We start from the raw sequence: 25,708 nt of genomic DNA on the forward strand, positions 1-25,708 counted from the left end.
GCATGACCATGCCCGGCACAGGTCCCATTCTCGTCACAGGCGGCAACGGTCAGCTTGCCACGTCCCTCCAAACGCTCGGCAATGGCCGCGTCATCCGTATCGGACGGCCGGAATTTGATTTCGACCACCCGGAAACGATCCCCGCCGCCGTTGAAAAATACAAACCTTCCGTCGTCGTAAACGCTGCCGCCTGGACGGCTGTCGATCTGGCCGAAACGGAAAAAGAGGGCGCTGCCCGCGCCAATAATTCCGGCCCGGCGGCACTCGCTGCTGCCTGTGCACAGGCAGACATTCCGTTCATCCACGTCTCGACGGACTATGTTTTCTCCGGCGACAAGGGCGCGCCTTATACCGAAGACGACGCCACCTCTCCCGAGACGGTCTATGGCAGCACCAAAGCCGAAGGCGAACAGGCCGTCCTGACCGCGAACATCAAAAGTATCATCCTGCGCACGTCATGGGTCTATTCGGCCCATGGTAAAAATTTCGTCCGCACCATGATCAATGCAGGCGCCAAAAACCCTGTGCTTAAGGTCGTGGGAGACCAGAGCGGCAATCCGACCAGTTCAGACGATCTGGCCGAAGCCATTCTCGCCATCATCGCCCTGATCGAACGCGATGGCTGGAAACCGCAGTACAGGGGCATTTTCCACGCCAGCGGCTCCGGCGAAACCACATGGTACGGCCTTGCCGTCGCCGCTCTGGAAGAAGCCGCGAAACACGGCCAGACCATGCCGCAGGTCAACGCCATCCGCACCGAAGACTGGCCTACCCCCGCCAAGCGTCCGCAGGACTCCCGGATGGACAATGACAAGCTCCATCGCGTTTTCGGCGTAAAGATGCCAGACTGGCGCCACAGCGTGACGCGTATCGTTCACAAGCTGTTTTCTGAAGCCTGACCGACTGTTGCCCTCTCCCGGCAGGGGGCAACCGCCTGTCTCTCTCTGGCGTTGCGTTCGAATGATTCCCTTTCTCCATCTTTCGGCCTTAAGCCCGGGTGCCGAAACATGACACAGAAAAGGGCCGAACCTTCCCGCCACGTCGCCATCCTCCTGTCATTATATAACGGTGCCGTTTATCTGGACGCGCAACTCGCCAGCATCCTGGCCCAGACCCATACGGACTGGACCCTGTACTGGCGCGACGATGCCTCCACTGACGGCTCCAAAAGCCGGATGCGCGCTTTTGCAGAAGGCCCCGGACAGGGACGATGCGTCGAGATCGCAAACCGGCATGAGCGCCTTGGTGTCGCCGGGTCCTATGCCCATCTGCTCGACGCCGTCCCGGACACACCTTATGTCTCCTTCGCCGATCAGGACGACATCTGGGAACACCAGAAACTCGAATGGGCCGTGAAAGAAATCGAAGACGCGGCCCGCCGATACCCGAACGGAACACCACTCCTGTATTGTGCCCGGCAATATCTGACGAATGCCAATCTCACCATTCTCCAGAAATCCCCGACCCTGCGACGCAAACCCGACTTCCCGGCCTCCCTGACACAGAACATCGCAACAGGGCATACGGTTCTGCTGAACGCCGCAACACACAGGCTGCTGCGAAACAACTCTCCGCCGCCGTCGATCCTGCATGACTGGTGGGCCTATCTCCTGACAGCCGCCGCAGGCGGCGAGATCATTTTCGACAACCGTTGCGTCAGCTACTACCGGCAGCACGCTCAGAATACGGTCGGTGCAACCGGCTCCTTCATCAGACGTGCCGTGGCAGCCTGCCGCCGCGGCCCCAAGGCCTTCATGACGATCTTCCACACCAACGTGACACATCTGCTGGGCCAGCCGGAAAACCTGTCTCCCCCAGCTCTGCGTCTTCTGCAGGATCTCGCGGCGGCACAAACATTTCCTGCGCGCCTGAGCCTGCTGTTCAGATACCAGAACCTCAAACGCCAGAGATTTTCCGAGAATGTTGTCTTCCGGCTCTGGTATCTATTTGCAGACCAGGAATGATTGAAACTCAACCAACACGACAATAAGATTTTCTACGCTCTCAGCCGAGAGAGGCTGGAATGACCGTAATATTCCCAGATAAAATCTTGATTAACTTTAATATTGTGGGACTATATTCATAAATCTTTCAGCCGTCTGACAGATAACCAGATCGGGTTTCTCTTTTTCCACAAGATCAAAATCAATATTTGATGACCAGACGCAATAAAAATTTTCTAAATAGTTGGAAAACCACCACCCAAGACATCCCTGGTCAAGACAGTTTCCAAAAAAAGAATTTCCAAAAGCAATTACTTTCTTTTTTACAGGCGCTGACGGATTGTTCCAGACTGAATATTGTCCTGTATGCTTTCCAGGAACACCATGGAAAGTTTCCACATTAATCCTGTCAGACATAAATTCATCATTTTCAGTCTCATAGAATTTATCGTAAATGAAATTACCTAAAATTCGATCACTCAAATCCCCTTTTAAAATCATTTCTTTATTAAATTCTTTTTCTCCAGAAATAAAATTAAAAATTAATCCCAATATGTGTGAGAATATTTCATAACTTCCTCTTGGCTGAAGGTGCGTATCAAGCTTTTTATATAAATTTTCCTTATTTTTTAAGTCTTTTCTAGAAAATGTACTCAAAATAGACGTGTAAAAATCATCTTCATGAAGTTTTTTTTCTAATTCAAACAAATTATTTGTTGGAGTTCTAATTTCAAACGGAAATAAATCAGGGTAAACAGATATTTTTTCTGGTATTATTATTTGAATAAATTTTGAATTCAAACTACTTACTTTTTTATTTCTTATTTTTAATAGGGAGTACCATGCTTCTGACGTTAGATCCTTTTCATTTTTATTATCATATTGTTCAATCAAATTATTTGAACCACCGGTCAAAAAAGCATGACCCTTTCTCCCCATCACCGCATCTTTATGTGCAGACATAAATCCCACCGGGATCTCAATAGGAGTTGTCTCAAATACTTGAGAATTTCTGTCTCTTTCAATATAATTTCTTAAAGAAGCGGAGAGAATTCCAACACCAAGATCAGGAACAATGTCAAAACTATCTGATTTTTGATTTTTTAAGAAACAAACTGCTTCTTTTATTGAATTTCCTATATTTTTCTTTATAATCCTTAGGTAGTTTTCATTCTTTACAATATATTCTTTTAAAATAAGTGGATAAATATCTAAGTTTAAATTGATAAAATTCTTTATTATATACAAATCCTTTACAAAGCTTGCCCAACCCAAATCTGAATTTAAAATAATATCTCCATCTAAGTGAGATGCTTTTATAATTTCTTCGCAAACTAATTTAATATTTTCATCAGATTTATTTTCATCAAAATATAATTCATTCAATTCTTCCCATCCTAAATAATGAAACCCCAAATCATCAACAGTCTCACTAGACGGTATACATCTTAGATAAGTTCCTGTTTCTAAAAAATTTATTCCAATACTTTCTCTTAAATACGCTTCATCTATGGAAATAACTTTCTTAAAACATTTAGTAAAACTTTCAATTCCAATATCAGGATCAAAATTTTCCAGAGAAAAAATAATTCCTAAAGCCGGAAATTTCTTAAATTTAAGCATTATTATTTTACGCAACGGATTTTTTGGATTTTTATCTTTTGAAAATTCTTCGTTGCATCTAATAACGAATTCATCTTCTGCTGATTTTATATAATATGCCATAATAACTTTCTTTAAAAAATCGGCGTGGTTTTTATTAAATAGATCAAACCTGTATGCAAATCTACTCCAACAATCGCCTTGGAAAAGATAACCATTTCTTGAGAAAACAAGAAAATAACCCCTGGATTCACTATCTCAACAAAGAAAACTTTACGTGTTTTCAGCGGATACGATCATAGGTTTATTATATCCTGAGCCAGAAATAAAAACCGGCGCATGGCCTCCATGAACGCACCATCCTGCTCCAGGCTGGACGGACGTGCGGCGTCGTAATCATAGACCGTCCCCGCCGGGCGCGTAGCTTTTTCGGGATCTTCGGACGCATAGCGCGGCACGATATGGGTATGCAGGGACGGCACCAGATTGCACCACGTCTCATAATTGATCCGCACCGCGCCAGTGATCGCCAGCAGCGCATCCCCGACCGCCGCCATGTCGGCCAGATACTGTGCCCGTGCCTCGCCGTGCAGGTCATTGATCGTCGGCACAACCGGGTCGGCCAAGAGCTGACAATATCCCGGCAGAGGCTGCGTCTCCCCGATCACCAGCCAGCCCGATTTCATCCGCCCGATAACAGAAGGGTTGCTGCCACGTCGTGCGGTAGCAACCCTCTGTGCGATAACATCCGTCATGGTCGGTTCCCCTTCTGCGTGAAGGGGAGAGCGTATCATGCAGCGACTTCGACGTCCTCGTCTTCGCTCTGCACGATCCGCGTATTCCCGCGGGTGGGGCGAAAGCGCTTTTCAACCAGCGCTTCTTCAATATCTTCCAGAGAGGCACCCGCCGTTTCCGGCACGAAGAAGAACACGAAAATCACGGACGCCAGATTGACGAACGCATAGAACCACATCGTCCAGCTCAGCCCGATGGCTTCCGCCATGCTCAGCGCCGTGCTGGTCACCAGAAGATCAGCCCCCCACAGCGTCGCGGCATGAAGCGATGTCGCCTGTCCACGCATCGACAGCGGGAACATTTCCGCCCCCAGCAGCCAGCCACACACCTGAATCCCGCCGGAATTGAACATCATGAACAGTAGCAGGAACACAACGATCAGATAGGCCCCCGTGCTGCCCGGAGCCGGATGGCTCAGGAACATCACGCCAAGCCCAACGAGCGACAGCGCAGCCCCCGGCCCCATAATGAGCATCAGACGACGACGGCCGATCCGGTCCACGAACATGCAGCCCAGAAACGTCATGATGCAGTAAATCACCGCCACACCCAGCGACGCCAGAAGGGCGGAAGACGTGCCGAAACCCGCATCATTCAGGAAGGTCGGAGTATAGTAGATCATCATCTCCAGGCCGCCGCACTGCGTAAAGAACGCAACACCAAGCGCCGCCACAAGCGCAGGACGCACCCACGGCTGGAACAGACCGCGCCAACCCCGGTTCTGCGGCTCGATCCCTTCAGCATTTTCGCGAATGGTCTGGACTTCCCGGCGGATGGCCCGCTTGGTCGTGCGAATGCGGCCAAGCTGGATGATGGCACTCTTCATGCCCTCATTTTCTGCCACCCAGCGCGGGCTCTTGGGCATGAAGAACATGGAAACGAACACGATCGCGGCCGGAATGGCCGCAATACCCACCATGGGGCGCCAGCCCCAGGCCACACGCTGGGTAAAGCCGATGATGTTGGCAATCAAAATGCCCAGACCGATCGCCACATTAAACAGCGTCACCAGCGTGCCGCGACGTTCCTGCGGCGCCAGTTCGGAAATATACATCGGCACGACCTGCGTCGAACCGCCAACCGCCAGCCCCAGCACAAACCGTGCCGCAATCAGGCTCCAGACATCCGGCGCCAGCGAGCAGGCCGTCGCTCCCGCCACGAACACGCCACTGACCAGACAGGTGGTGTTCCGCCGTCCGAACTTCTCCGACAGACTTCCTGCACCAAAGGCACCGAAAATCGCCCCCAGAAGGATCGCGGAAGCCACCCATTCCTTCATGGTGGCATTCAGATGGAAATCATCCCCGATCAGAGGCAGCGTGCCCGAGATGATGCCGGTGTCATAGCCATACAAACCGCCGCAGATCGCAGCGACTACAGCCGCCAGAATCAGCATCAGCTTGGCATTGGGAGAAACTTCGATGGACGCGGGATCAATATGCTCCCGTCCGGTTCGGACTGTTTTCGTATCGTTTTCCATAGGGGGATAACATATCACGAAACGATTGGTTTTTCAGGTTCGGCAGAAAACAGCCGAAAAATACACTCAAAATACATTCAGGATTGACTGTCGCCTCATAACCCCTTCAGGATACACGTCATGCAGACACCCGATACAACCAACGATGTTCCCGTTATTGGCACGAAAGCGCTGATCATCATGCATGTGATGCTGGTTGCATTCATCGCTCTGGTGCATTTCAAGCTGACGAGCGCTACGGACTTCTGAACCGCCGCCACAGATCGGCCAGCGCATAGGACAGGGCAGCCCCAAGCCCGATCCAGAACGGAACCGGCGCATCCGTCACCCAGGACAGCATCAGTCCACCCCACGACAATCCCAGCGCCAGCCCGACGGAAACGGCAATCCCGGCGAGCGGTCCCAGCCCGAGCTTCAGCGCTGTCGCGGCAGGCCCGATCATCAGGCTGAACGCCAGAAGTGCCCCGGCCACTTCCGCACAGGCCGCACAGGCCAGCGCCGCCACGGCCATAAACACCACCGACACTAGCCGCGCCGGAACACCCCGCGCCCGCGCCACTTCCGGCGCCAGACTGGCAAACAGCAGCCTGCGCCCCAGAAACGCCAGCAGTCCAAGACACAGCACGGCCACCCCGCACAACGCCTCCAGCGTCGGCACGTCAATGCCCAGAACGTCACCGAACAGCAGCGTAGTCGCAAGGCTGGAGCCCCGGTTACTCATGTGCAGGAACCATGCCCCAAGACCAAGACTGGCCGCGAGCACAAGCCCGATCGTACTGTCCCGCTGGGCGGGAACGCCGCGCTCCCCTTCGCGCTCGGCCCCGATGACGAACCCCGCCATCAGACTGAACACCACCATTCCCGAAAGCGGCGGAAAGCCAAGCCAAACCGCCCCGGCTGCCCCACTAAATCCGATATGTGACAGCGCATGGGCGGCAAACGCCTGACGCCGCAACATCAGGAACCAGCCCACCGTCCCCGCCAGAACAGACACAACCGCCGCGCCCACAAAGGCATGGCGCATGAAATCAAACTCGAACATGCAGCCCCCCGTCCGCAAGCTGCACAACTCGCGTCACGGCTCCCGACAGTGCCTCGGTTTCATGAGACGTCAGAACAATCCCAATCCCCAGACGATCCGTCAAATCCCGCAACAGACGCACCGTCCGCTCCTGCCCCGCCTGATCAAGCGCCGCCAGCGGCTCATCCAGCAACAGCAGATCCGGGCTGCCCGTCAGAGCCTGCGCCAGCCCAACCCGCTGACGCTCCCCGCCGGACAGCAATCCCAGAGGACGGTGCGCAAATGACGCAGCCCCCGTCAGCGCCAGAAGCCGGTCCGCTTCCTCCCGCCGAGCCCGCAGACGCAACGGGAGTCCCCAACGCACACCGTCCACCGCCGCCCGCACATGACTGACCGCCGGAAGCAGCAGCGCCGCATCCGTCACACTCTGCGGCATGTAACCGATATGCTGCCGAGCCTGTGTCGGAGGCAGACCATGCGTCAGGATTTCGCCACCTTGAAGCGGAATCAGACCCAGCATGGCCCGCAGCAGCGTGGACTTCCCCGCACCGTTCCGCCCCGACAGAAGCGTGATGCCCGAAAGCGGCACCGTCAGGGATGCATCCCGCAACACACAAGTCGATCCCGCCGTCAGCGTCACGTCCCGCAGAGCCAGCCCGCGCTCCGGCTGACAGCAGACCCGCTTATTTTCCGCCATCACCCAGCGCCTGCTCCACCGTCTGAAGAATGCCATGAACCCAGCCCTGCCAGGACTGGCCTGGTGGCAAAGTCTCCCCAATCGCCACGACCGGCAAGCCCACAGCCTGCGCCCGATCCACCAACCGGTCGATCTGCGGCGAATGAATCGCCGGATTGGTCATCAGCATCCGCACCTTACGCCCGTCAATCAACATATCGACCTGCGCCACATCGCGCGGAGACGGCTCCGCATGGTTCATGATCGCAAGCGCAAAATTCTCATCCAGCACAGCCAGCCCCGCATCCCGAAGCAACGTTTCCCCAACCGGCTCCACCGCCGCCACAGGCACGGCCTCATGACGCGCCTTCATCGCCGCCAGACGATCCGTCACGCCGTCCAGTTCCTTCCGGAATATCGCCAGCCTCTCCGCCAAGGCTGGTGCGGAAATTCCCGGCTGATGCGACAGCCTGTCCGCAAAGACCTGTGCGACTTTCCCCACCGCCGCCGGATCGAGAAAGAGATGCGGATTATCGCCGGGCCGCCACCCCGCCAGAGACGCCACCACGATCCGCTCCGGCACGGAAGCCGTAAAGGGAAGCGCCCAGTCGTCATAGGTCGCACCATTCACGACCGCGATGGTCGCCCCCGCCATAGCGCGCGCCATAGAGGGCGAGGGCGTCAGATCATGCGGATCGATTCCCGGTGTCGCCAGAAGGGCCTGCGTCTGCACATCCGCCCCCCCAATCTGCGCCGCCAAATCGCACCAGGCTGCTTCAACGCACACCACACGCACGGGAGCGGGCGACGGCTCGGCCTGAGCGACGGCTACAGATCCTGAAATCAGTGCAGCCAGCAACAAAGCTGGAAAAAAACGCATCATGGTCCTCAGGGCAGGGGTCAAGGCTCAGGTGTTATAAAGTAACATTTACAGCCTGACCATCCTCACCGGATCGTCTTATCCCTGACGCAGATAAAGTGCCGCCGCCGCGGCCACAACCTTGCGCTGGTAATCCAGATTGAGCGGCAGCGTGCGGGAATGGTAATCCCCGATCGCCTTCATCAGATTGCCATGCTCCTCATTCAGCGCCCTGCGCAGGATCATCGCCGCCGCTGCGATATTGAAACACGGCTCCAGCGCCAGACGCGCCGCAACCTGCGACACCGGCTGATGGGTCATGGACGCGATCGGCAAAATCCAGCGCGAATTGATCTGCATGAGCCCGATATCTACCGAACCGTCCGTATTGGTGCTGACATGCCCCATCGTCCCGCCCTCGACCCGCTGGATTGCAGGCAGGATGCGCGGCGGCAGATGGTAATGCAAAGCCGAAGCCAGCATGCAGGCCAGCAGACCGCCAGCCATGATTATGAACAGACCACAGGGTGAATCATGCCTCGACCCTAGCATCGGAAGCGCCTGCCTGCCATCCTGAACCCCTCGTGATGACCGCAAAGGACAGGAGGACACGTGCAGGACACATCCGCGACCCTGACACTGGACGCTCTCGGCATTTCCTATGAACGCCATGTCTATGAGTATGACCCCTCAGCAGGAAAACTTGGCGTGGCCGCCGCCGCAGCGCTGGGCCTGTCGCCGGATCACGTCCTCAAGACCCTGATGGTGCAGATCGACGGACGCCCCGTCTGTGTGGTGCTGCCCGCGGATCGCGAACTGGATTTCGCCCGCGTGGCACAGGCCTTCGGAGGGCGAAAAGCCAAGATGCTCTCCCGCCCCGACGCCGAACAGCGCACCGGCTACCGCATCGGCGGCGTGAGCCCCTTCGGACAACGCAGCGCTGTCCCCACGGCCTTCGAACAATGCGGCATGGACGGCCCCCCCGTCGTCATCAACGGCGGAAGCCAGGGCCTCCTGATCGAACTGTCCCCGCAGGACGCCCTGACCGCCACCGGTGGCCTTGTGGCCGATCTGGTCAAACCCCTTTAAGCAGCGCCATATCCGTCGGGATGGTCCACACGCCAGCGCAGGGCCGTCTCGACGATATCATCAAGCTGGCTGAACTTCGGGTCCCAACCCGTTTCCTTGCGGATCTGCGAAGAATCCGCCACCAGAACCGCCGGGTCTCCCCCACGGCGCGGCGCCCATTCCCAGGGCACTTTCCGGCCGCTGACGCGCTCGACACTCTGGACGACTTCCAGATTGGTAAAGCCCAGACCATTGCCCAGATTATACGTCACGGACCGCTCATCGAGCTGCCCCATCGCGCGGATATGTGCATCGGCCAGATCCGTCACATGGATATAGTCGCGCACACAGGTGCCATCGCGCGTCGGATAGTCATTCCCGAACAGCTTCAGCCCGGCCCGACGTCCCAGCGCCGCGTCGATCGTCAACGGAATGAGATGCGTCTCCGGCCGGTGATCCTCACCCAGACGTCCCTGTGCATCCGCACCCGCCGCATTGAAATAACGCAGGCACGCGCTCTTCATGCCGCAGATCCGGTCCGCCCAGACCAGCGCCCGCTCGATCAGATATTTGCTCTCGCCATAAGGCGATCCCGGATCCACCGGCGCATCCGCCGAAATCAGCGGCGGGCGGTCATCGCCACCAAACAGCGCCGCCGTCGAAGAGAACACAAAGCGCTTTACGCCATGCCGCGTGCAGGCCTCGATCAGGTTCAGAGCCGTGATGTAATTCCGGCGCAGATAGAGGAAAGGCTGGCTCATGCTTTCGCCCACAAGCGACAGCGCCGCAAAATGCAAAACCGCATCCCACTGCCCCGAAGCCACCGCCCGGTCCGTCGCCTCTGCATCCGCCAGATCGACATGAATGAACTGCGCGCCCTGCGGCACGGCGGCCCGATGGCCCGTGCTCAGATTGTCGAGAACGACAACCTCATGTCCGCCATCCACCAGAGCCTGTGCCAGATGACTTCCGACAAACCCGGCCCCACCCGTAACGAGATATTTCACTGATCCAGTTATCCTTTTTCCAGAAACATCCCGGACTGCCACGGCTGAACCATGACAGGCCGGGACATCCTCATCAGATCAGAGAAGATTCTGCGCGCGACTAAGAATCATGCTGCATACTTTCTGCTTCAACTGGCCCTTGAGGCTCGACAGCGACAGCGGATTGCTGCCCCCTGTCAGAAGCTGCCCCTGCTGTCCGGCGGCATAATCGCTGGAGGACGTCACGTCCTGTTTGCCCGTCAGGCTGCTCAGGGCTGAAGTGGCGCTGCTGCCGCTCAGATAGTTGTTCTGCACACAATAGCTCAGAACACCCGCAACATTGCCCGTGCTGGCGGAAGACACATTCGGCAGCATGCTGCCCATGATACCGGTGCCCCCGGTCATGCCACTCATGCCCGACATGCCGCTCATGGCATTACCCGCACTGCCAACACCCGGAATGGACTGGGCATGGGCCGAGGACGCAACAAGAGCAGCGGCCACAAGACCCGCGAAGAGACCGTTCGAGTAACGCATCCTATTTCTCCTTCAGAAGACGCTCAGGGCAGCACCTGTCAGAAGTCACCGTCGCTGCCGACATGTTTACCGAAAGTGACGCTAACATAGGATGGCAGCGGGTTCACCCGTCTAACGTCCGCAGAACTCCCGCGCCGCACCATAAATATGGTAGAGCGAACTGGCCGGAACGTCCGAGACTGTCACGTTTCCAAAGGCGTCGAAGCGATCCACCCACAAAGCGCTCTTCTGATCGGGACTAAACGTTCCAAAGAAATGTTCCGTCAGCCCCCGCAGAATATCCGGCCTCTCATTCCGACAGACAAGTAGGCGGCAAAGCTCGGTCTGCGGCCAGATCCGCGTTGCATTTTCAACGGTCTGCCCTCTCTCCGTCACGGCATCCCACACGACAGCGCCCTCTCCGACACGCCCCACGCCATGCGCTATTCCGAACGCGAACAACCCGTCCGCCGCCCGGCCAATCGCCCCGGCGTCCGGCGTTCCCGGCTCAAGACGCAGATACTCTCCCAGCAGCCAAGCCCATTCAAAGAGATGCCCCGGTTCTACCCGGTTGCTCCCCACAGGAGCCGTCGGGCGCCAGTCTGTCATGAAATCTTCAAGAAGCGCCCCCGATCCGGGCTGGATAAATTTCCCCAGCGCCAGACGCACCAGAGAGCGCGCTTCGTCCAGATAAAAGCTGTCTCCCGAAACCTCGAACAGCACCAGAAACGCCTCAAGCAGATGCATATGCGGATTCTGATGCCGGACCGCTCCCGTCAGCGGCACCTCGTCCAGAAAGCCGCCATGCTCCGCCCGGAAAATCTGATGCAGTTCCAGCACCGTCTGCCGCGCCACTGCCAGAAAATCCGGATTGCCACTCAGGCGATACGCCCAGCCATAGGCAAACAGAATGAAGGCATGCGCATAGAGGTCCCGTTTCGTCCCGACCGGCGTTCCGTCCGGTGCGACGGAAAAGATCCACCCCGCCTGCCCGTCCCGATGGCGATAAAGCCGCTCGACCTTTTCCAGACACATCAGCGCCTGCTCGGACGCCTCATGCAGCCCATCCAGCGCCGCCCGACAGAATGTCGAAATCTGCCGCGCCTGCACCATCAGCCGCGACGCTTCCAGAACCAGAGGCTCTCCGGAAAATGTCAGACGCTCGTGATACAGACCGCGTGTGCGATCAAACCCCACATCGCTCCAGAACGGCAATACCGTCCGCGTCAGCCAGCTGCCCCAAGGGGCCTGCTGCTCAGCATTCATGAGGGTCGGCAAAGAAGTGTGAGGCGTTCCGGTCTGCATTTGACTGCCGTATGAGAGCTGAACGTCCGCGTCAACAGACATAGATCAACCACAGCAGAGCCGGACCGGAAATTTCATATTTTTAGGAGAGAAGGAAACTGGTGGAGCCAATCGGGATCGAACCGACGACCTCCTGAATGCCATTCAGGCGCTCTCCCAACTGAGCTATGGCCCCACATGTTTCATCTGCGGCCCCTTTGGGACGGAGCCGGATGAGGGCGGTATATCGTCATGATTTCGCCCTGACAAGCCTGAAAAACAGATTTCGACAGCAGTTTTCACGCAGAAATCGCCTTCAGCCTCCGCAGTTCCTCCAATAACGGAAGCAGCGGCAGCCCCAGAACGGCATCCTGTGCCCCTTCGACAGCCGAAAAAAGCTGTATTCCGGGGCCTTCCAGCCGATACGCGCCCACACAGGACAAGATGGCAGCCCCTTCCCGCTTCAGATAGGCCTCAAGAAATGCCTCCGAAAACTCCCGCATCGTCAAACGCGGCGATGCCAGATGCTCCCAGATTTTCTCGTCCCCCTTATAGAGAACCACCGCCGTGCGCAGAACATGCGTCCGCCCCCGCAGCAGGCGCAGATGCTCCCCTGCCTCCGCCACAGAACCCGGCTTGGCAAAGGCCACCCCGTCCAGATCGAGAATCTGGTCCGCAGCCACAGTCAGATCCTCGAAACCCACATCGCGTGTCGCGAGATTGGCTTTTGCATCTGCCAGAGCGATCGCCGTTTCCGAAAGCGTCTGTCCCTGTACCTCACAGGATCGCCGCAGCGCTTCCTCATCGAGATCGACCGGTCTGGCCTGCACCGTCAGACCTGCATTTTCGAGCAACATACGCCGGGCTGACGACCCGCTGGCAAGAATCAGGGAAGTACTGAAAGACATCATGATGTACGACTCCGTACTATCGACTGCGGAAAGAAGGACGAGTACTGCAAGAAACCCTGTGAAGGCATTGCGTCAGTACTGGGGTACATGGGGATAGTACCTGCCCTCCCGAAAGGAGTACCGAGTACCGTGGATTGTACGGTACACCAGCCGGAACTGGGGGTTGTACACAGCCTCTCTGTGGGCAATTCGGGATAGAATCAACGACTCCCTTGCAGACTGCGGCCCTCAGAGTTGTACACAGTGTGAACAAGACGGGGTACATTTTCAGAAAGCCGGGTACCCCGGTATCCACAGGGATCATCTTAACCTCCAGCATTTCTTTCTTTTTTCTTTTATGATTAGTGGGCGGCATGATTTCGGAAAACGCATCTTCCTCACCCTCATCAAAACCGCTTTTGCGGGCTCTCCGTGGTGAAGCCGTCTGGCCGCCTCCGGTCTGGCTCATGCGTCAGGCAGGCCGCTATCTCCCCGAATTCCGCGCCATGCGCGACAAGGCCGACTTCCTGACCCGGTGCATGACCCCGGACATGGCCACCGAGCTGACGATCCAGCCAATCCGTCGCTACGGCATGGACGGCGCGATCCTGTTTTCCGATATCCTGATCCTGCCCTGGGCCATGGGTCAGTCTCTGGACTTCATCGAAGGCCGCGGCCCGGTCCTTGGTGCCATTCGCTCCGAAGCTGATCTCGCCCGGCTCGATCCCAAGCGCGTACAGGACGCCGTCGCACCCGTGCGCGAGACCTTGTCCCGCCTCGCCAAAGAGCTTCCCGACGTCACAACCCTTCTGGGCTTCGCAGGCAGCCCGTTCACGGTCGCCTGCTACATGGTCGAGGGCGGTGGATCGCGGGATTTTGCCGAAACCCGCCGCATGATGCAGATCAACCCGGCCCTGTTCGATCGCCTGATCGACACTCTGACTTCGAGTACCGCCGAGATGCTCTGCGGCCAGATCGAAGCCGGTGCGGAAGCCGTGATGCTGTTCGATTCCTGGGCCGGAATCCTGCCTCCTTCAGCATTCCGCCGCTACGTGATCGAACCGACGCGCCAGATCGTCGCGTACATCCGCGCCCGTCACCCCAACACCCCGCTCATCGGCTTTCCGCGCCTCGGCGGCATCATGGTCCGCGAATACGCGCAGAAAACCGGCATCAACACGCTGGCGCTCGACACGGTCGCCGACCCGGCCCAGATTTCCGAACTCCTGTCTGAAGCCGTTCCGGGCCTCACCCTTCAGGGCAACATGGACCCGATGATCCTGTTCTCCGGCGGTGAGACAATGATCCGTGAAGCCCAGGCCATCCGCGACGCCATGCGCGGAAAACCCCATGTTTTCAATCTCGGACACGGCGTCATGCAGCATACGCCCCCTGAAAACGTGGCAGCCCTCGTCGAGGCGGTACGGTCCGTATGACAACCGCTCTGGATCCAGCAGGCCAGCTGAAACTGGTCATTTTCGACTGTGACGGCGTGCTCGTGGACAGCGAAGGTCCGTCCTGCCGGGCCACGGCGGAATTCGCCCGATCCAAAGGCATGTCCATCTCCGACGAAGAGGCGCATCAGCGTTTCGCAGGCATGGCCCTGCCGCAGATCGTAACCGAACTCGAACACGAAATCGGTCATGCCCTACCGGCAGAAACGGCAGTCATGCTACGCGAAAATCTCGTACAGATGATGCAGAAAATCGCAGAACCCGTAAGCGGCGCGCCCGAAATGCTGGCAGGCGTGCGGTCTTTGGGACTGCCGGTTCGCGTTGGTTCGAATTCTTCCGTCCGTGAGATGGAAGCCAAGTTCGAAAAAACCGGGATGTCGCAGTATTTCCCCGAAAACCGCGTCCACTCCGCCAACGATATGGGCTGCCCCAAGCCCGCCCCGGACGTCTATCTGTACGCGGCAAAAGTAGAGGGCGTCCTGCCAGAAAGCTGTGTCGTGATCGAAGACAGCGATACTGGAGCAGAAGCCGCCTGGAAGGCTGGCATGGCCTGTGTGCTTCTTCGCCCGGAAGACATGCCCGCACCGCCCTTCTGGCCCGTCGAAGGCTCGGTTCGCATCGCCCATCTGGACGAGTTGGTACCGCTGTTGCGCCGGACGCTTGAAAGCCAGACACACGCATGACCGACTTTCTCGCGACCTATCAGAGCTGGATACTGTCCCTACACATCATGGCGTTCATCGCCTGGATGGCCGGGACGTTCTATCTCCCACGCCTGTATGTCTATCACTGTCAGGTGGTACCGGGGTCTGCCGAGAGCGAGCGGTTCAAGGTCATGGAGCGCAAACTCCTGCGCCAGATTATGACGCCCGCCATGATCGTGACATTCCTCGCAGGCGGTGCTCTGGCCTCCATTCCCGGACTGATCGACTGGAACGCAGGCTGGTGGTGGACAAAGCTCATCTGCGTCTTCGGTCTCGCCGGATTCCACGGTGCCTGCGGCACATGGCGTCGCGGTTTCGCCGAAGACCGCAACCAGCATCCGGAAAAATTCTACCGGATCGCCAACGAAGTCCCCACCATCCTGATGATGGTTATCGTCATCATGATCATCGTCCGCCCCTGAAAAAGATCCCGAATAAAAGTTTTTGGTGAAGCTTTTTCCAAAAAGCTTCAAAAGACCGTCACCTTTTTGAAAAAAGGCGACACCCAAAAACTTTTATCACTTTCAGATCAGACAGTATTTTACGCCGGTCATCTGTTCCGAGACGGTCCACAGACGCGCGGCCAGTTCGGGTACATGCGCCAGAGCCGGCAGCCCCGCGATCCCCGGCACGCCACGGCGTTCTCCCGGCCCCTGCGGACCATAATAGCTGCCGTCATGCGCCTGCGGACTGGCAAGAGCATAGAGCAGTGGCCACGCCCCCTCCTCGACCGTCTGCCCCATCGCATGGAACACCGGCCCGGCGATACTGCGCGCCAGACTCCGCATGAACCGCGCGGCTGTGTTGGCGGACCGGTCCAGACTGCCGTTATTCGCGACAATATCACTCGCCGCCCAGCCAGGATGCGCCGCACGCGAATGGATGGGCCAGGGCGCTTTCGCGGCCCGGCGGTTCAGTTCGAGCGCAAACAGCAGGTTGGACAACTTGCTCTGACGATACCGCACCATCGGATTGTAGGAATGGCGCGCATTCAGATCACCGAACGGGATTTCGCCCTTCAGCGCCGCCAGAGACGCCACGGTCATGACCGTCGCATTCCCCGCCGCCAGTAACGGCAGCAGCCGCCCGGTCAGAGCGAAATGCCCGAGATGGTTTGTCCCGAACTGCAATTCGAACCCGTCTTTCGTCGTCAGACGCGTCGCAGGCCCCATAACCCCGGCATTGTTCGCCAGAAGATGGATTGGCTCGCTCCGGCTGCGCATCGCGGAGGCAAAGGCCTCGATCCCGGCCAGAGACGCCAGATCCAGCAGTTCAAACCGCGATTTGACGAACGGCACGCGCTCCTGAAGCCGTGCCAGCGCCGCCTGTCCTTTGTCATGACTGCGACCGCTCAGCACGATCGCAGCACCCTGCTTCGCCAGCCCGCAGGCGACTTCGAACCCCAGCCCTCCGGTCGATCCGGTGATGAGCGCCGTCTTTCCGTCCAGACGGTCAAGAGAGTCCGTAGACCATGCGGGAGCGGAGGGCTGTGTCATGACGTCTGTCCTTCCAGTCTGTGTCAGCTCGGTTTCTTGTCCATACGCGATTCCTCACGCTTTTCGTCTTCCTCGGCCTGCCGGAGCGCCTCATCCGTCAGGCGCTTCTCGTTCTTCTTGAGAAAAACGAGCCCCCCGATCAGACAGCAGACCCCCACGACTGCCATGGCGATCCCGACCGGCCCGGTGATCTTCTCGATCTGCTTGCCAAGCTCATAGGTCACAAAGGCATAGCCACCGGCCCAGCAGATGCCACCGAGCGCATTGAAGAACAGGAACGAATGCCAGGGCATCCGGTTCGCTCCCGCCAGCAATGCGACGAACACGCGCAGCACCGCGACGAAACGCCCCAGAAACACGACGATCCCACCATGCCTGCGGAACAGATACCGCCCCAGCATCAGCCGCTCTTCAGTCAGACCAACTTTCTGACCGTGCTTTTTCAAAATGCCGTAACCGAAGTGATGGCCGATCAGATAGCCGATATTGTCGCCCATAATGGCGCCAAGCACGGCTGCCAGCGCGATCCAGCGGATTTCAAGATGATGGGTGCTGCCTGCATAAAGCGAAGCGGCGATAATGACGCTCTCCGCCGGAAGTGGAAGTCCCATGCTCTCGAACATGACGGTGATGCCGACGACGCCATAGCCATACTGCACCAGCATGTGATCGAGAAAATGACTGAGATGAAACAGTGTCCTGGTCCTGTTCAAGCTGTGGCGGAAGAGAGTGCCACCGGCTACGATACTACGGCATCGGAGACAGGATGAAAAATGACGCCCCCTTCCCCCTCATCTTCCGCAGCCTTGTCGGGACATTGGCCGTCCTGGGCCACACCCGAACTCGTGGCCGGACGCACGCTGTCCTTCTCCGAACTGCGCACTGCTGGGGAGTGGATCTTTTGGCTTGAAAGTCGCCCGGACGAACAGGGCCGCTCCGTCATCACGGCCCGCGACCCTGAAGGAATCCTCCGCGACCTGATCCCGGCGGAATACTCGGTCGGTACCCGTGTGCACGAATATGGCGGCGGCGCATGGGACGTGCGCCTGAAAGACAATGCCAAAGACAGCGCCCCGCAGGTCGTTTTCAGCGATCGCAAACGCGGCGGCATCTGGTTCAGCGACGGCACGAGCGCCACGCAATGGGCTACGGCGGGTGAAAGTCCCGAACACCGCTACGCCGACCTGACATTCGATCTGGCTGCCGATGCCGTGTTCTGCGTGCGCGAAAGCCACGGCATCGGCGTGCCCGTCGCAACGCTGGTCCATGTGCAGGCTGACGGACGCGAAACCGTGCTGGCCGAAGGCGCGGATTTCTACGCCGCCCCCCGGCCCTCACCCGATGGAAACTTTCTGGCCTGGTTCAGCTGGAACGACCCGGCCATGCCCTGGACCGCCACGACCCTTTCCGTCGCCCCCTTCGATCGCACAACCGGCACACTCGGCCCCGTCACCGACCTGACCGGACCCGAACCCTGCAGCATCATCGAACCCTGCTGGTCCGCCGACGGCATGCTCTACGCCACGTCCGACGCCTCGGGCTGCTGGACCCCCATCCGCTTTTCCCATGACGAGACAGGCTGGCACCCCCATTCCCTCGAAGGCGCCAACGCCGAAATCGGCCTGCCGCACTGGGTGTTCGGACAGCGTAGTATGGCGCCCTTGCCCGGAAACCGTCTGCTGGCCATCGGCATCCGCCACGGCCTCAACCATGTCCTGCTGGAAGACAACGGACACTGGACCGACCTTGCGCTCGGCACGCCCGTCAACGTCCCCGAACCTCTCGGAAACGGGCAGTTCGCATGGATCGACGCCCCGGCCGATGCCCCCGCCGCCATCGCCTTCGGCCGCCCCGGCGAAGCCTGCGACCGCTTTCGCATCAGCGTCACCCTCCCGCACGGTGTCACGAAAGCCGATATCGCAACCCCCACCCCCCTGAGTTTCCCAACTGCAAATGGTGCAGAAGCTCATGCCTTGGCCCACGCCCTGTTCTACGCCCCCGCCAGCAGCACCAGCGCCCTGCGGGACGGCGAAAAACCCCCGCTCGTCGTCATGGCGCATGGCGGTCCGACCGGCCGCGCCAATCCGTCCTTCGCCTTTAAAGTGCAGTGGTGGACGTCGCGAGGTTTTGCCGTCCTCGACGTCAATTATCGCGGCTCAACCGGCTTTGGCCGCGCTTACCGCGAAGCACTGGACGGACAATGGGGTGTCGCGGATATCGAAGACTGCCTCGCCGGCGTGCAGGCCGTGCTCGATCGCGGCCTCGCCGACCCCGCCCGCTGCGTCATCCGCGGCAGCAGCGCCGGCGGCCTGACGGTCCTCGGCGCCCTCGCACAGTCGGACCTCTTCGCCGCCGGAACCTCCCTCTACGGCGTCACGGACCTGCGTGCTCTCGCCGAAGAAACCCACAAATTCGAAGCCCGCTATCTGGACGGGCTGATCGGCCCCTATCCCGAAGATGAGGCCGTGTATCTGAAACGTTCCCCCATCACGCAGGCCGATAGCATTACCGTTCCTGTCCTGTTCCTGCATGGCGGTGCAGATAAGGTCGTCCCCCTGTCACAGGCGGAGTCCATGCGTACAAAACTCGAACATTCCGCCCTGCACGTCTATCCGGAGGAAGCTCATGGCTTCCGCGCCCGCGAAACCATAGAAGACGCCCTGCAACGGGAACTCGCCTTCTATCAGCAGGTTTTTAGTGCATAGATCCCGATTTCAGTCGTCAGAGAGTCCAAACTGGCTGGGATAGGGCATGGCGTTGCGGCTGAGCTTCTTCTTTTTCCAGTCCGCCAGCGCCCTGTCATATTCGACATGGCGCAGGGCGAACTGCAGCGCTTCCACATGTCGCTCGTTTTCGGGGTCCATCAGGTTCCGGCGCCAGCCCGCCGCAATCAGCCAGTATTCCCCGGCCAGTCGCCAGTCTCCGGCCTCATGATGCTCCAGCGCCAGACGCTCAAGCCCATGATACTTGTTTTTCGGATTGGCGAGTGCTTCGGGCGTGAGAATGAAATCATCCCCTTTCCAGAGGAACGTCGATTTCATGTAGGGAAACTGCCGGGTCATCACACCCGGATCTCCGAAATGTTCTTTAATCAACATCGGAACCAGCCTGTCGTAAGACCTCCGCCATTCGCACTGCACAGACCGTTTCCCTGAAAATCACATTGAAAGAGTGCGGCCTCTATAACGAACAGGAACACCAGAGTCGATTTCTTCAACCTGACTCAATCGCTCCCTGTTCCGCATTAATAACAACATAATTGTTATTAATAAATAAAATTATGTTATAATTCAATCTATACCGTAATTGTCAAAGAAAATATTCGAAGTCCCGAAAACAGGTTTGAATTTCCATAATACTTCTTCTAAGAAGCCTGACCGCAATTACCGATGCCCTTTTTAGGCCCGAACGCTCTGTTATGCGTTCAGAGGGCACAGGGTTATTTTTTCGGCACGATTCCTTCTCTCTCCCGTCAGAGTCCCCGAGCCTTATGGACACCAAAACCCTCTTCTCCGGAATGGCGCTGGCCTTCGGAGCATACTCCGCATTCGCCATCAGCGACGCTTTCTCCAAACTGCTGGACGGGAGTCTCGATCCCTTCGAGGTTGCATTTTTTGGCGGGGTGTTCGGGTTCCTCGTTCTTCCCTTCATCCGCAAATCAAACGAGTCCTACCTCGACATCGTGCGCCCGAAGCTTCGCGGCATGTGGCTGCTGCGGGCTGTCTGCGTCTTCGTCGCCACGGCTGCCAGCGTCGAAGCTTTCATGCTGCTCTCGATGCCCGAGGCCCTGTCGATCACCTTCCTGATGCCGCTGTTCGTCACGATCCTCTCCGTCGTGCTGCTCAAGGAGAAAGTGACGTTCTGGGCATGGCTTGCGGTCGCTTTGGGCTTTGCGGGCGTTCTGATCGTGCTGCGTCCGGGAGTGCGCCCGCTCAATCTGGGCCATCTCTGCGCGCTTCTGGCAGCCTGTGCCAATGCGGGCAGCGTGATCGCCTACCGGATCGCCAGCAAGGAAACCGTGCGCCTGTCGCTCTTCGGGTCCAGCCTGATGGGCGCGCTGGTCGGCAACGGTCTCCTCATGCTCGCCCACGCCACATGGCCCTCCAGCACAAAGATCTGGTTCTACCTGTTCGGCTACGGCTCCCTGGCCGCCCTCGGACAACTCTGCATGATGCTCGCAACCGCCAGAGCACCGGCTAACCGCGTCGCCCTGCCGCAATACAGCCAGATGGCCTGGGGTGTCGCGCTGAGCTACTTCCTCTTCAAACAGCCGCTCGATCGCTGGACTTTCGTCGGCATCGCGGTCCTGACAGCATCAGGTATGCTGAACTGGATCCGTCAGCGCATCCGCTACGAAAAAATGGCGATGAAAGAGCGTCTCGAACGCCTCAAGGCACGTAAAGTCGCCAAGGGAAACCTCAAAGCCGCCAAGCAGAGCGCGCTCTCCACTCGCTAAACACGCGTTCCGCCGCTGCGCATGCGGGTCAGAATGCTGACTTTCAGAGACGCGGCGGCACGCCTGATGACGGCTCTATAATCCCTGGCTCCAGCTTCCGGATCACCCGGAATGCCGTCACGACCGCGAGACTACCAAACAGCACCACGCCCAGCGACTGCCCGACCAGTATCCCGACCGGCCCATAAGCCGACCCGATCCAGACGAACGGAATGGTCCCCAGCGTCGCCCGGCCCCAGTTGAAACCCGTGGAATAGAACGGGTGCCCCAGATTGTTGAAGGCCGTATTGGCCACAAACAGCAATCCGACGAACATGTAACTCAGCACCAGCCAGCAGCAGAACAGCCGCACGATGTCCACGCCCACACCCTGAAGCTCAAAAAGCTGGATGATATAAGTGTGCGCCCCCGCCAGAACCAGCCATGTCACGCCCACACATAGCGCCGTCAGCTTCAGCGCCGCCAGAAGCGCCTCCTGCACGCGATGGATCTGCCGTGCGCCAAGGTTCTGCGCCATGATCGGCCCGACCGACCCCGTCAGTGCGAAAACCAGCGAAAATGCTACCGGTACGATCCGGTCAATGGTCGCCTGTCCCGAAACGGCATTAAGCCCGAACCGCGCCATCGCATGCGTCACGAACAGCGCGCCCGTCGGGGTCGCCAGATTGGTCGCAATCGCCGGAACCGCAATCCCGCCAATCAGCCGCGTGGACGGCCCGAAAGCGGAACGCTGTGGCCATTCCAGCATGGCATGGCCCCGAAGATTCAGAAATCCGCTTGCCGTAATGGCCAGCCGCGCCAGAACCGTGCTGATCGCTGCCCCCTCAAGTCCCAGATGCAGCCCGAAAATCATGATCGGGTCCAGACACGCGGACACAGCCGCCCCCGTCAGCGTCACCCGCATCGAGCGTTTGGCATCTCCCACTGCCCGCAGCAGCGATGAAAGCGCCATCCCAAGACACACAAGCGGCAGCGCCGGTGACACGATGTGCAGGAACGTGGCGGCATGCTCCTGCGCCTCGCCATGCGCGCCCAGCAAGCCCAGCAGAGGCATGGCAAAGGTCGCCGTCAACAGGCCCAGAACGGCCGCAATCGCCACCATGACCACCAGAAACGCCGAGGCCATCCGACGCGCCTCGGCATGCTGACACGCCCCGATCAGCCGCCCCGTGCAGGCCCCAAGCCCGATCGTCATCCCGATGGAAACCGATACCTGCACGTAGCTGACCGCCGTCGCAAACGCGATCGCCGCCGTCAGTGTCTTGTCATGCAGATGCGAAATATAACCGTAATTGAGCAGATCCACGGCAAACACGGCCATCAGCCCGATCGCCCCGGTCCCGGCCATCGTCACGACATGACGCATGATGCTGCCATGAACGAATCTGGCCGGTCTTACCGGGGAATCGTCGGGAATACAGGGCTTTTTGGGGTCGTCATCTGGCTCTGGCATGTCCCTGTATCATGCCCGTTTCAGGGAAGGAGAACCAGAGGCCGACAGCGTTTTTTCGCCCCGGTCTTTACTCTGTCTCTGTTCGTAACAGTAGGCGAATCCGCCCTTTTTGCGCTTGTAAGGACTTCTTTAATATCCGGTGTGGAATCCTCGGTAGCGATGCTCGGGCATACGACCCGCAGCCTGTTGCATGTCCGGGAGTATGCCATGTCCTCGATCATCAATGCAGTTCACACTGCCGTCAGCGGCCTGAACTCGCAGTCACACGCCTTCAGCGACCTGTCCAACAACATCGCCAACAGCCAGACCACCGGTTACAAGGCCAGCACCACCAGCTTCGAGGACTACGTCACCAACAACGAACTGGCCAGTGACGGCGAAGCCCTGAGCGACAGCGTCGTCGCTACCACCCGCCAGCACAACGACAACCAGGGTATGGTGACGACCTCGACCAACAGCACGGCCCTCGCCATTTCGGGAAACGGCTTCTTCAACGTCGTGCAGGCCACCGGCCAGAGCAACGACAGCACCCCAGTCCTCGGCACACAGCAGTATTACACCCGCAATGGTGACTTCTCGCAGGACAAGAACGGCTATCTGGTCAACACGTCAGGCTATTACCTCGAAGGTTACAATGTCAACGCCTCCACAGGCACCCTGAGTACGGCCCTCAGCCCCATTCAGGTGCCCTCCACCGTCAAATTCCAGCCGACGGAAAGCACGAAGCTGACCCTGACCGGCCAGATCGGCAGCACCGCCACTTCCAGTGGCGGAAGCGCTACGACGTCGGCTACGGCCTATGACAGCAAAGGCAACGCCCAGACCGTCTCCCTGAACTGGACGCAGGTGAACGCCACGACCTGGACCGTCAGTAATCCCAGTGACGCGACCAACAGCGCGACCGTGACGTTCGATTCCTCCACCGGCGCGATTGCCTCCGTCAACGGACAAAGCCAGGCCTCTGGCTCTACCGCCAGCTTCGAATATGACGGCTCACCCCAGGACATGACCGTCAGTCTCGGAACCATCGGCGGCACGAGCGGCGTCAGCCTCGCAACGGACGGCTCAACTCCGACCGGCGTTACGGCGGTGTCCGACAGCGTGACCACCGGCACGTTCTCCGGCATTTCCATGCAGACGGACGGCTCGGTCATGGCGACGTTTGACAACGGCTACTCCCAGCTCGTCGCCAAGATCCCGCTGACAACCTTCGCCAGTCCGAACAACCTGTCTCCCCAGAACGGACAGGCCTACACCGCCACGTCCCAGTCCGGCACCCCGCAGATCAACGCCGTCAATACCAATGGTGCTGGCACCTTGAGCACGGCCTCGGTCGAAGACTCCACAACCGATCTGACTGGCGATCTCAGCAAGCTGATCGTGGCCCAGCAGGCCTATGGCGCGAACACGAAAGTCGTCTCCACGGCCGACCAGCTTCTTCAGACAACCCTGGCAATGATCCAGTAAGCACGACTGAAGGGACACCGGATCTATGGGACTGAACAGCGCACTCTCGATTGCAACTTCCGGCCTGAATGTCGTTCAGAATGCCATGGCCGTTGCCTCCAACAACGTCTCCAATGCAGGGACAAGCGGCTATATCAAGGAAAGCGCCAACGTCCAGTCGAGCGTGGCTGGCAATACAGGCAACGGTGTCCGCACTGCTGCCACCACACTCGCGACCAACCAGCAGGTCCAGAAGGCGCTTTACGCCCAGAACGCGGATGTGGCGGCCTACACGGCCACCAGCAATTCCCTGTCCAACATCACAGCGCTTCAGGGCTCCACCAGCGCCACATCCGGCAGCAGCGGAACGCTTTCGGATGAACTGGGCAATCTTCAGTCCGCCCTGACATCCCTGACCTCCACCCCTGATAGCGCATCGGCTCAGAGCACGGTTGTCTCCGCAGCGTCTACCTTCGCCCAGTCCGTCAATACGCTGGCTTCGGCCTATCAGACCCAGCGTCAAACGGCCCAGAATGCTGTCGTTTCTTCGGTCTCGGACATCAATACCGACCTCACCACGATCGGCACCCTGTCCACCAAGATCATGAACCTCAAAAGCACCGGTCAGGACACGGCCGCGCTGGAAAACCAGCGCTATACAGCCCTCTCCTCCCTGTCCTCCGAGCTTTCCGTCTCATGGTCCGAGTCCGCAAACGGCGACATGACCATCGCCACGGCCGACGGCGTCACCCTGCCCACGCGTGACACCAGCAGTTCCAGTGGCGCGACCGTCTCGTCCACATGGCCGCTCACCACGTCGTCCGCTCAGATTTCGGTCAGCACGACCTATCCCGGCACATCGTCCAGCAACACCATTCCCGCCATCACCCTGAACGGCCGCGATGTCACCACGCATCTGACGGGCGGGACGCTGGGCGCAAACATCACCCTGCGCGATACAACACTCCCCACCATGCAGGCGCAGCTGGACTCCCTGTCTTCGACGGTCGCCACCCGTTTTCAGGCTCAGGGTATGTCCCTGTTCACGACATCGGGCACAAACGGCGTTGTTCCGGGAACCTCCCAGACAGACCTTATTCCCACCGGAAGCGTCGGCTTTTCGCAGGACATCAGCGTGTCCAGCACCTATTCCAGCGACCCATCCAAACTGCTCGACAGCACGACGTCCGGCACGCAGACCATCCAAAACGTCCTGAGCTATACGTTCGGCACAACCTCCGATGCTTCCGGAACCGCCCAGACGGCCGCGCCCAGCACAAATCTCGGAATGACCGGAACCCTGTCCACCGGATACACGGGCAACCAGAAAATCATTTCCCTTGCGACCTCCCTGACCGCCAATCAGGCCGCCACGGCCAGCGATGCAAGCAGCGGCCTTGCCCTGTCGCAGACAACGCAGACCAGCCTGACGTCCAATCTGTCCGGAACGTCCACCGTCTCCATCGACACGGAAATGGCGAATATCGTCACGCTCCAGAACGCCTACGCTGCCAACGCCAAGGTTGTTTCGACCGTCCAGACAATGTTCAGCGCCCTGCTGAGCGCAATCGGAACCTGA

At 58.5% G+C, this 25,708-nt stretch carries 26 protein-coding genes and 1 tRNA gene; 11 read left to right on the forward strand and 16 right to left on the reverse strand.

From position 1 onward, the window contains the following. Positions 1 to 8: 8 nt before the first annotated feature. Positions 9 to 899, forward strand: coding sequence for a dTDP-4-dehydrorhamnose reductase (gene rfbD / locus JK208_RS05690; protein WP_211575217.1), 891 nt, complete (start codon positions 9 to 11; stop codon positions 897 to 899). Positions 900 to 1,007: 108 nt separating this feature from the next. Then, positions 1,008 to 1,964 (forward strand): glycosyltransferase, encoded by a 957-nt coding sequence (locus JK208_RS05695; RefSeq protein WP_211574822.1) that lies wholly within the window; start codon positions 1,008 to 1,010, stop codon positions 1,962 to 1,964. A 96-nt stretch (positions 1,965 to 2,060) separates the two neighbouring features. On the opposite strand, the gene JK208_RS05700 is transcribed toward JK208_RS05695, so the two are convergent. The 3 genes from JK208_RS05700 to JK208_RS05710 form a co-directional block, all read right to left on the reverse strand. Then, positions 2,061 to 3,668, reverse strand: a complete 1,608-nt coding sequence (locus JK208_RS05700; RefSeq protein WP_211574824.1) for a hypothetical protein — start codon at positions 3,666 to 3,668, stop codon at positions 2,061 to 2,063. A gap of 173 nt (positions 3,669 to 3,841) precedes the next feature. After that, complete coding sequence (locus JK208_RS05705; protein WP_211574826.1) at positions 3,842 to 4,300, reverse strand: HIT family protein; 459 nt, start codon at positions 4,298 to 4,300, stop codon at positions 3,842 to 3,844. Positions 4,301 to 4,335: 35 nt separating this feature from the next. Next, complete coding sequence (locus JK208_RS05710; protein ID WP_194260989.1) at positions 4,336 to 5,820, reverse strand: sugar porter family MFS transporter; 1,485 nt, start codon at positions 5,818 to 5,820, stop codon at positions 4,336 to 4,338. Positions 5,821 to 5,940: 120 nt separating this feature from the next. Here JK208_RS05710 and JK208_RS16065 point away from each other — a divergent pair, with 120 nt between their 5' ends. After that, positions 5,941 to 6,069, forward strand: a complete 129-nt coding sequence (locus JK208_RS16065) for a hypothetical protein (RefSeq protein ID WP_264815894.1) — start codon at positions 5,941 to 5,943, stop codon at positions 6,067 to 6,069. On the opposite strand, the gene JK208_RS05715 is transcribed toward JK208_RS16065, so the two are convergent. From JK208_RS05715 to JK208_RS05730, 4 genes are all read right to left on the reverse strand, one after another. Continuing rightward, positions 6,056 to 6,862 (reverse strand): metal ABC transporter permease, encoded by an 807-nt coding sequence (locus JK208_RS05715; protein ID WP_086647949.1) that lies wholly within the window; start codon positions 6,860 to 6,862, stop codon positions 6,056 to 6,058. The genes JK208_RS16065 and JK208_RS05715 overlap by 14 nt on opposite strands. Then, entirely contained in the window at positions 6,849 to 7,538 is a 690-nt protein-coding gene (locus JK208_RS05720; RefSeq protein WP_211574828.1) for an ATP-binding cassette domain-containing protein, read from the reverse strand. Before JK208_RS05720 ends, JK208_RS05715 begins: the two co-directional genes overlap by 14 nt. Next, a complete protein-coding gene (locus JK208_RS05725) occupies positions 7,525 to 8,400 on the reverse strand; it encodes a metal ABC transporter solute-binding protein, Zn/Mn family (RefSeq protein ID WP_249201967.1) in 876 nt (291 codons plus the stop codon). The genes JK208_RS05720 and JK208_RS05725 overlap by 14 nt, the downstream gene beginning before the upstream one ends. Before the next feature lie 75 nt (positions 8,401 to 8,475). Further along, a complete protein-coding gene (locus tag JK208_RS05730; RefSeq protein ID WP_194260992.1) occupies positions 8,476 to 8,883 on the reverse strand; it encodes a lytic transglycosylase domain-containing protein in 408 nt (135 codons plus the stop codon). A gap of 105 nt (positions 8,884 to 8,988) precedes the next feature. Here JK208_RS05730 and JK208_RS05735 point away from each other — a divergent pair, with 105 nt between their 5' ends. Then, a complete protein-coding gene (locus JK208_RS05735) occupies positions 8,989 to 9,465 on the forward strand; it encodes an aminoacyl-tRNA deacylase (protein ID WP_211574830.1) in 477 nt (158 codons plus the stop codon). On the opposite strand, the gene galE is transcribed toward JK208_RS05735, so the two are convergent. From galE to JK208_RS05760, 5 genes are all read right to left on the reverse strand, one after another. Next, positions 9,462 to 10,451, reverse strand: a complete 990-nt coding sequence (gene galE, locus JK208_RS05740) for a UDP-glucose 4-epimerase GalE (RefSeq protein ID WP_062032730.1) — start codon at positions 10,449 to 10,451, stop codon at positions 9,462 to 9,464. The two genes, JK208_RS05735 and galE, sit on opposite strands and share 4 nt — an antisense overlap. Before the next feature lie 78 nt (positions 10,452 to 10,529). Beyond that, the gene (locus JK208_RS05745; protein ID WP_211574832.1) at positions 10,530 to 10,967 is read right to left on the reverse strand and encodes a DUF2501 domain-containing protein; all 438 of its coding nucleotides are present in this window, start codon (positions 10,965 to 10,967) and stop codon (positions 10,530 to 10,532) included. A gap of 111 nt (positions 10,968 to 11,078) precedes the next feature. Continuing rightward, entirely contained in the window at positions 11,079 to 12,293 is a 1,215-nt protein-coding gene (locus tag JK208_RS05750; RefSeq protein WP_249201968.1) for an AGE family epimerase/isomerase, read from the reverse strand. A gap of 57 nt (positions 12,294 to 12,350) precedes the next feature. After that, positions 12,351 to 12,426: transfer RNA gene (locus JK208_RS05755), tRNA-Ala, on the reverse strand. Between the two features lie 103 nt (positions 12,427 to 12,529). Further along, a complete protein-coding gene (locus JK208_RS05760; protein WP_211574834.1) occupies positions 12,530 to 13,141 on the reverse strand; it encodes a nucleoside triphosphate pyrophosphatase in 612 nt (203 codons plus the stop codon). Positions 13,142 to 13,494: 353 nt separating this feature from the next. Here JK208_RS05760 and hemE point away from each other — a divergent pair, with 353 nt between their 5' ends. Genes hemE through hemJ form a run of 3 tightly spaced genes read left to right on the forward strand, consistent with a single transcriptional unit; the run spans position 13,495 to position 15,700 of the window. Further along, a complete protein-coding gene (gene hemE, locus JK208_RS05765; protein ID WP_211574836.1) occupies positions 13,495 to 14,556 on the forward strand; it encodes a uroporphyrinogen decarboxylase in 1,062 nt (353 codons plus the stop codon). Further along, entirely contained in the window at positions 14,553 to 15,257 is a 705-nt protein-coding gene (locus tag JK208_RS05770) for an HAD family phosphatase (RefSeq protein ID WP_211574838.1), read from the forward strand. The genes hemE and JK208_RS05770 overlap by 4 nt, the downstream gene beginning before the upstream one ends. Further along, on the forward strand, positions 15,254 to 15,700 hold the full coding sequence (gene hemJ / locus JK208_RS05775) for a protoporphyrinogen oxidase HemJ (protein ID WP_194260998.1): 447 nt from the start codon (positions 15,254 to 15,256) through the stop codon (positions 15,698 to 15,700). Before JK208_RS05770 ends, hemJ begins: the two co-directional genes overlap by 4 nt. A 102-nt stretch (positions 15,701 to 15,802) precedes the next feature. Here the strand turns inward: hemJ and JK208_RS05780 are convergent, their stop codons facing one another. Both JK208_RS05780 and JK208_RS05785 read right to left on the reverse strand, forming a co-directional pair. Then, the gene (locus tag JK208_RS05780; RefSeq protein WP_211574846.1) at positions 15,803 to 16,774 is read right to left on the reverse strand and encodes an SDR family oxidoreductase; all 972 of its coding nucleotides are present in this window, start codon (positions 16,772 to 16,774) and stop codon (positions 15,803 to 15,805) included. Between the two features lie 23 nt (positions 16,775 to 16,797). After that, complete coding sequence (locus JK208_RS05785) at positions 16,798 to 17,397, reverse strand: DedA family protein (protein ID WP_194261309.1); 600 nt, start codon at positions 17,395 to 17,397, stop codon at positions 16,798 to 16,800. A gap of 150 nt (positions 17,398 to 17,547) precedes the next feature. Between JK208_RS05785 and JK208_RS05790 the strand changes: the two genes are divergently transcribed. Beyond that, the gene (locus JK208_RS05790; RefSeq protein WP_211574848.1) at positions 17,548 to 19,479 is read left to right on the forward strand and encodes a prolyl oligopeptidase family serine peptidase; all 1,932 of its coding nucleotides are present in this window, start codon (positions 17,548 to 17,550) and stop codon (positions 19,477 to 19,479) included. 9 nt (positions 19,480 to 19,488) lie between these two features. Here the strand turns inward: JK208_RS05790 and JK208_RS05795 are convergent, their stop codons facing one another. After that, positions 19,489 to 19,836: a hypothetical protein gene (locus JK208_RS05795; protein WP_249201969.1), complete on the reverse strand. Its 348-nt coding sequence runs from the start codon at positions 19,834 to 19,836 to the stop codon at positions 19,489 to 19,491. Between the two features lie 428 nt (positions 19,837 to 20,264). Between JK208_RS05795 and JK208_RS05800 the strand changes: the two genes are divergently transcribed. Beyond that, positions 20,265 to 21,230 (forward strand): DMT family transporter, encoded by a 966-nt coding sequence (locus JK208_RS05800; protein WP_249194442.1) that lies wholly within the window; start codon positions 20,265 to 20,267, stop codon positions 21,228 to 21,230. Between the two features lie 43 nt (positions 21,231 to 21,273). On the opposite strand, the gene JK208_RS05805 is transcribed toward JK208_RS05800, so the two are convergent. Continuing rightward, positions 21,274 to 22,596 (reverse strand): MATE family efflux transporter, encoded by a 1,323-nt coding sequence (locus tag JK208_RS05805; RefSeq protein ID WP_211575221.1) that lies wholly within the window; start codon positions 22,594 to 22,596, stop codon positions 21,274 to 21,276. Between the two features lie 246 nt (positions 22,597 to 22,842). Between JK208_RS05805 and flgE the strand changes: the two genes are divergently transcribed. Next, entirely contained in the window at positions 22,843 to 24,150 is a 1,308-nt protein-coding gene (flgE, locus tag JK208_RS05810; protein WP_249201971.1) for a flagellar hook protein FlgE, read from the forward strand. Positions 24,151 to 24,175: 25 nt separating this feature from the next. Further along, positions 24,176 to 25,708: a flagellar hook-associated protein FlgK gene (gene flgK, locus JK208_RS05815; protein WP_194261002.1), complete on the forward strand. Its 1,533-nt coding sequence runs from the start codon at positions 24,176 to 24,178 to the stop codon at positions 25,706 to 25,708.

This window comes from Gluconobacter sp. Dm-74, from assembly GCF_018256135.1.
Taxonomy (GTDB): Bacteria; Pseudomonadota; Alphaproteobacteria; order Acetobacterales; family Acetobacteraceae; genus Gluconobacter; species Gluconobacter cadivus.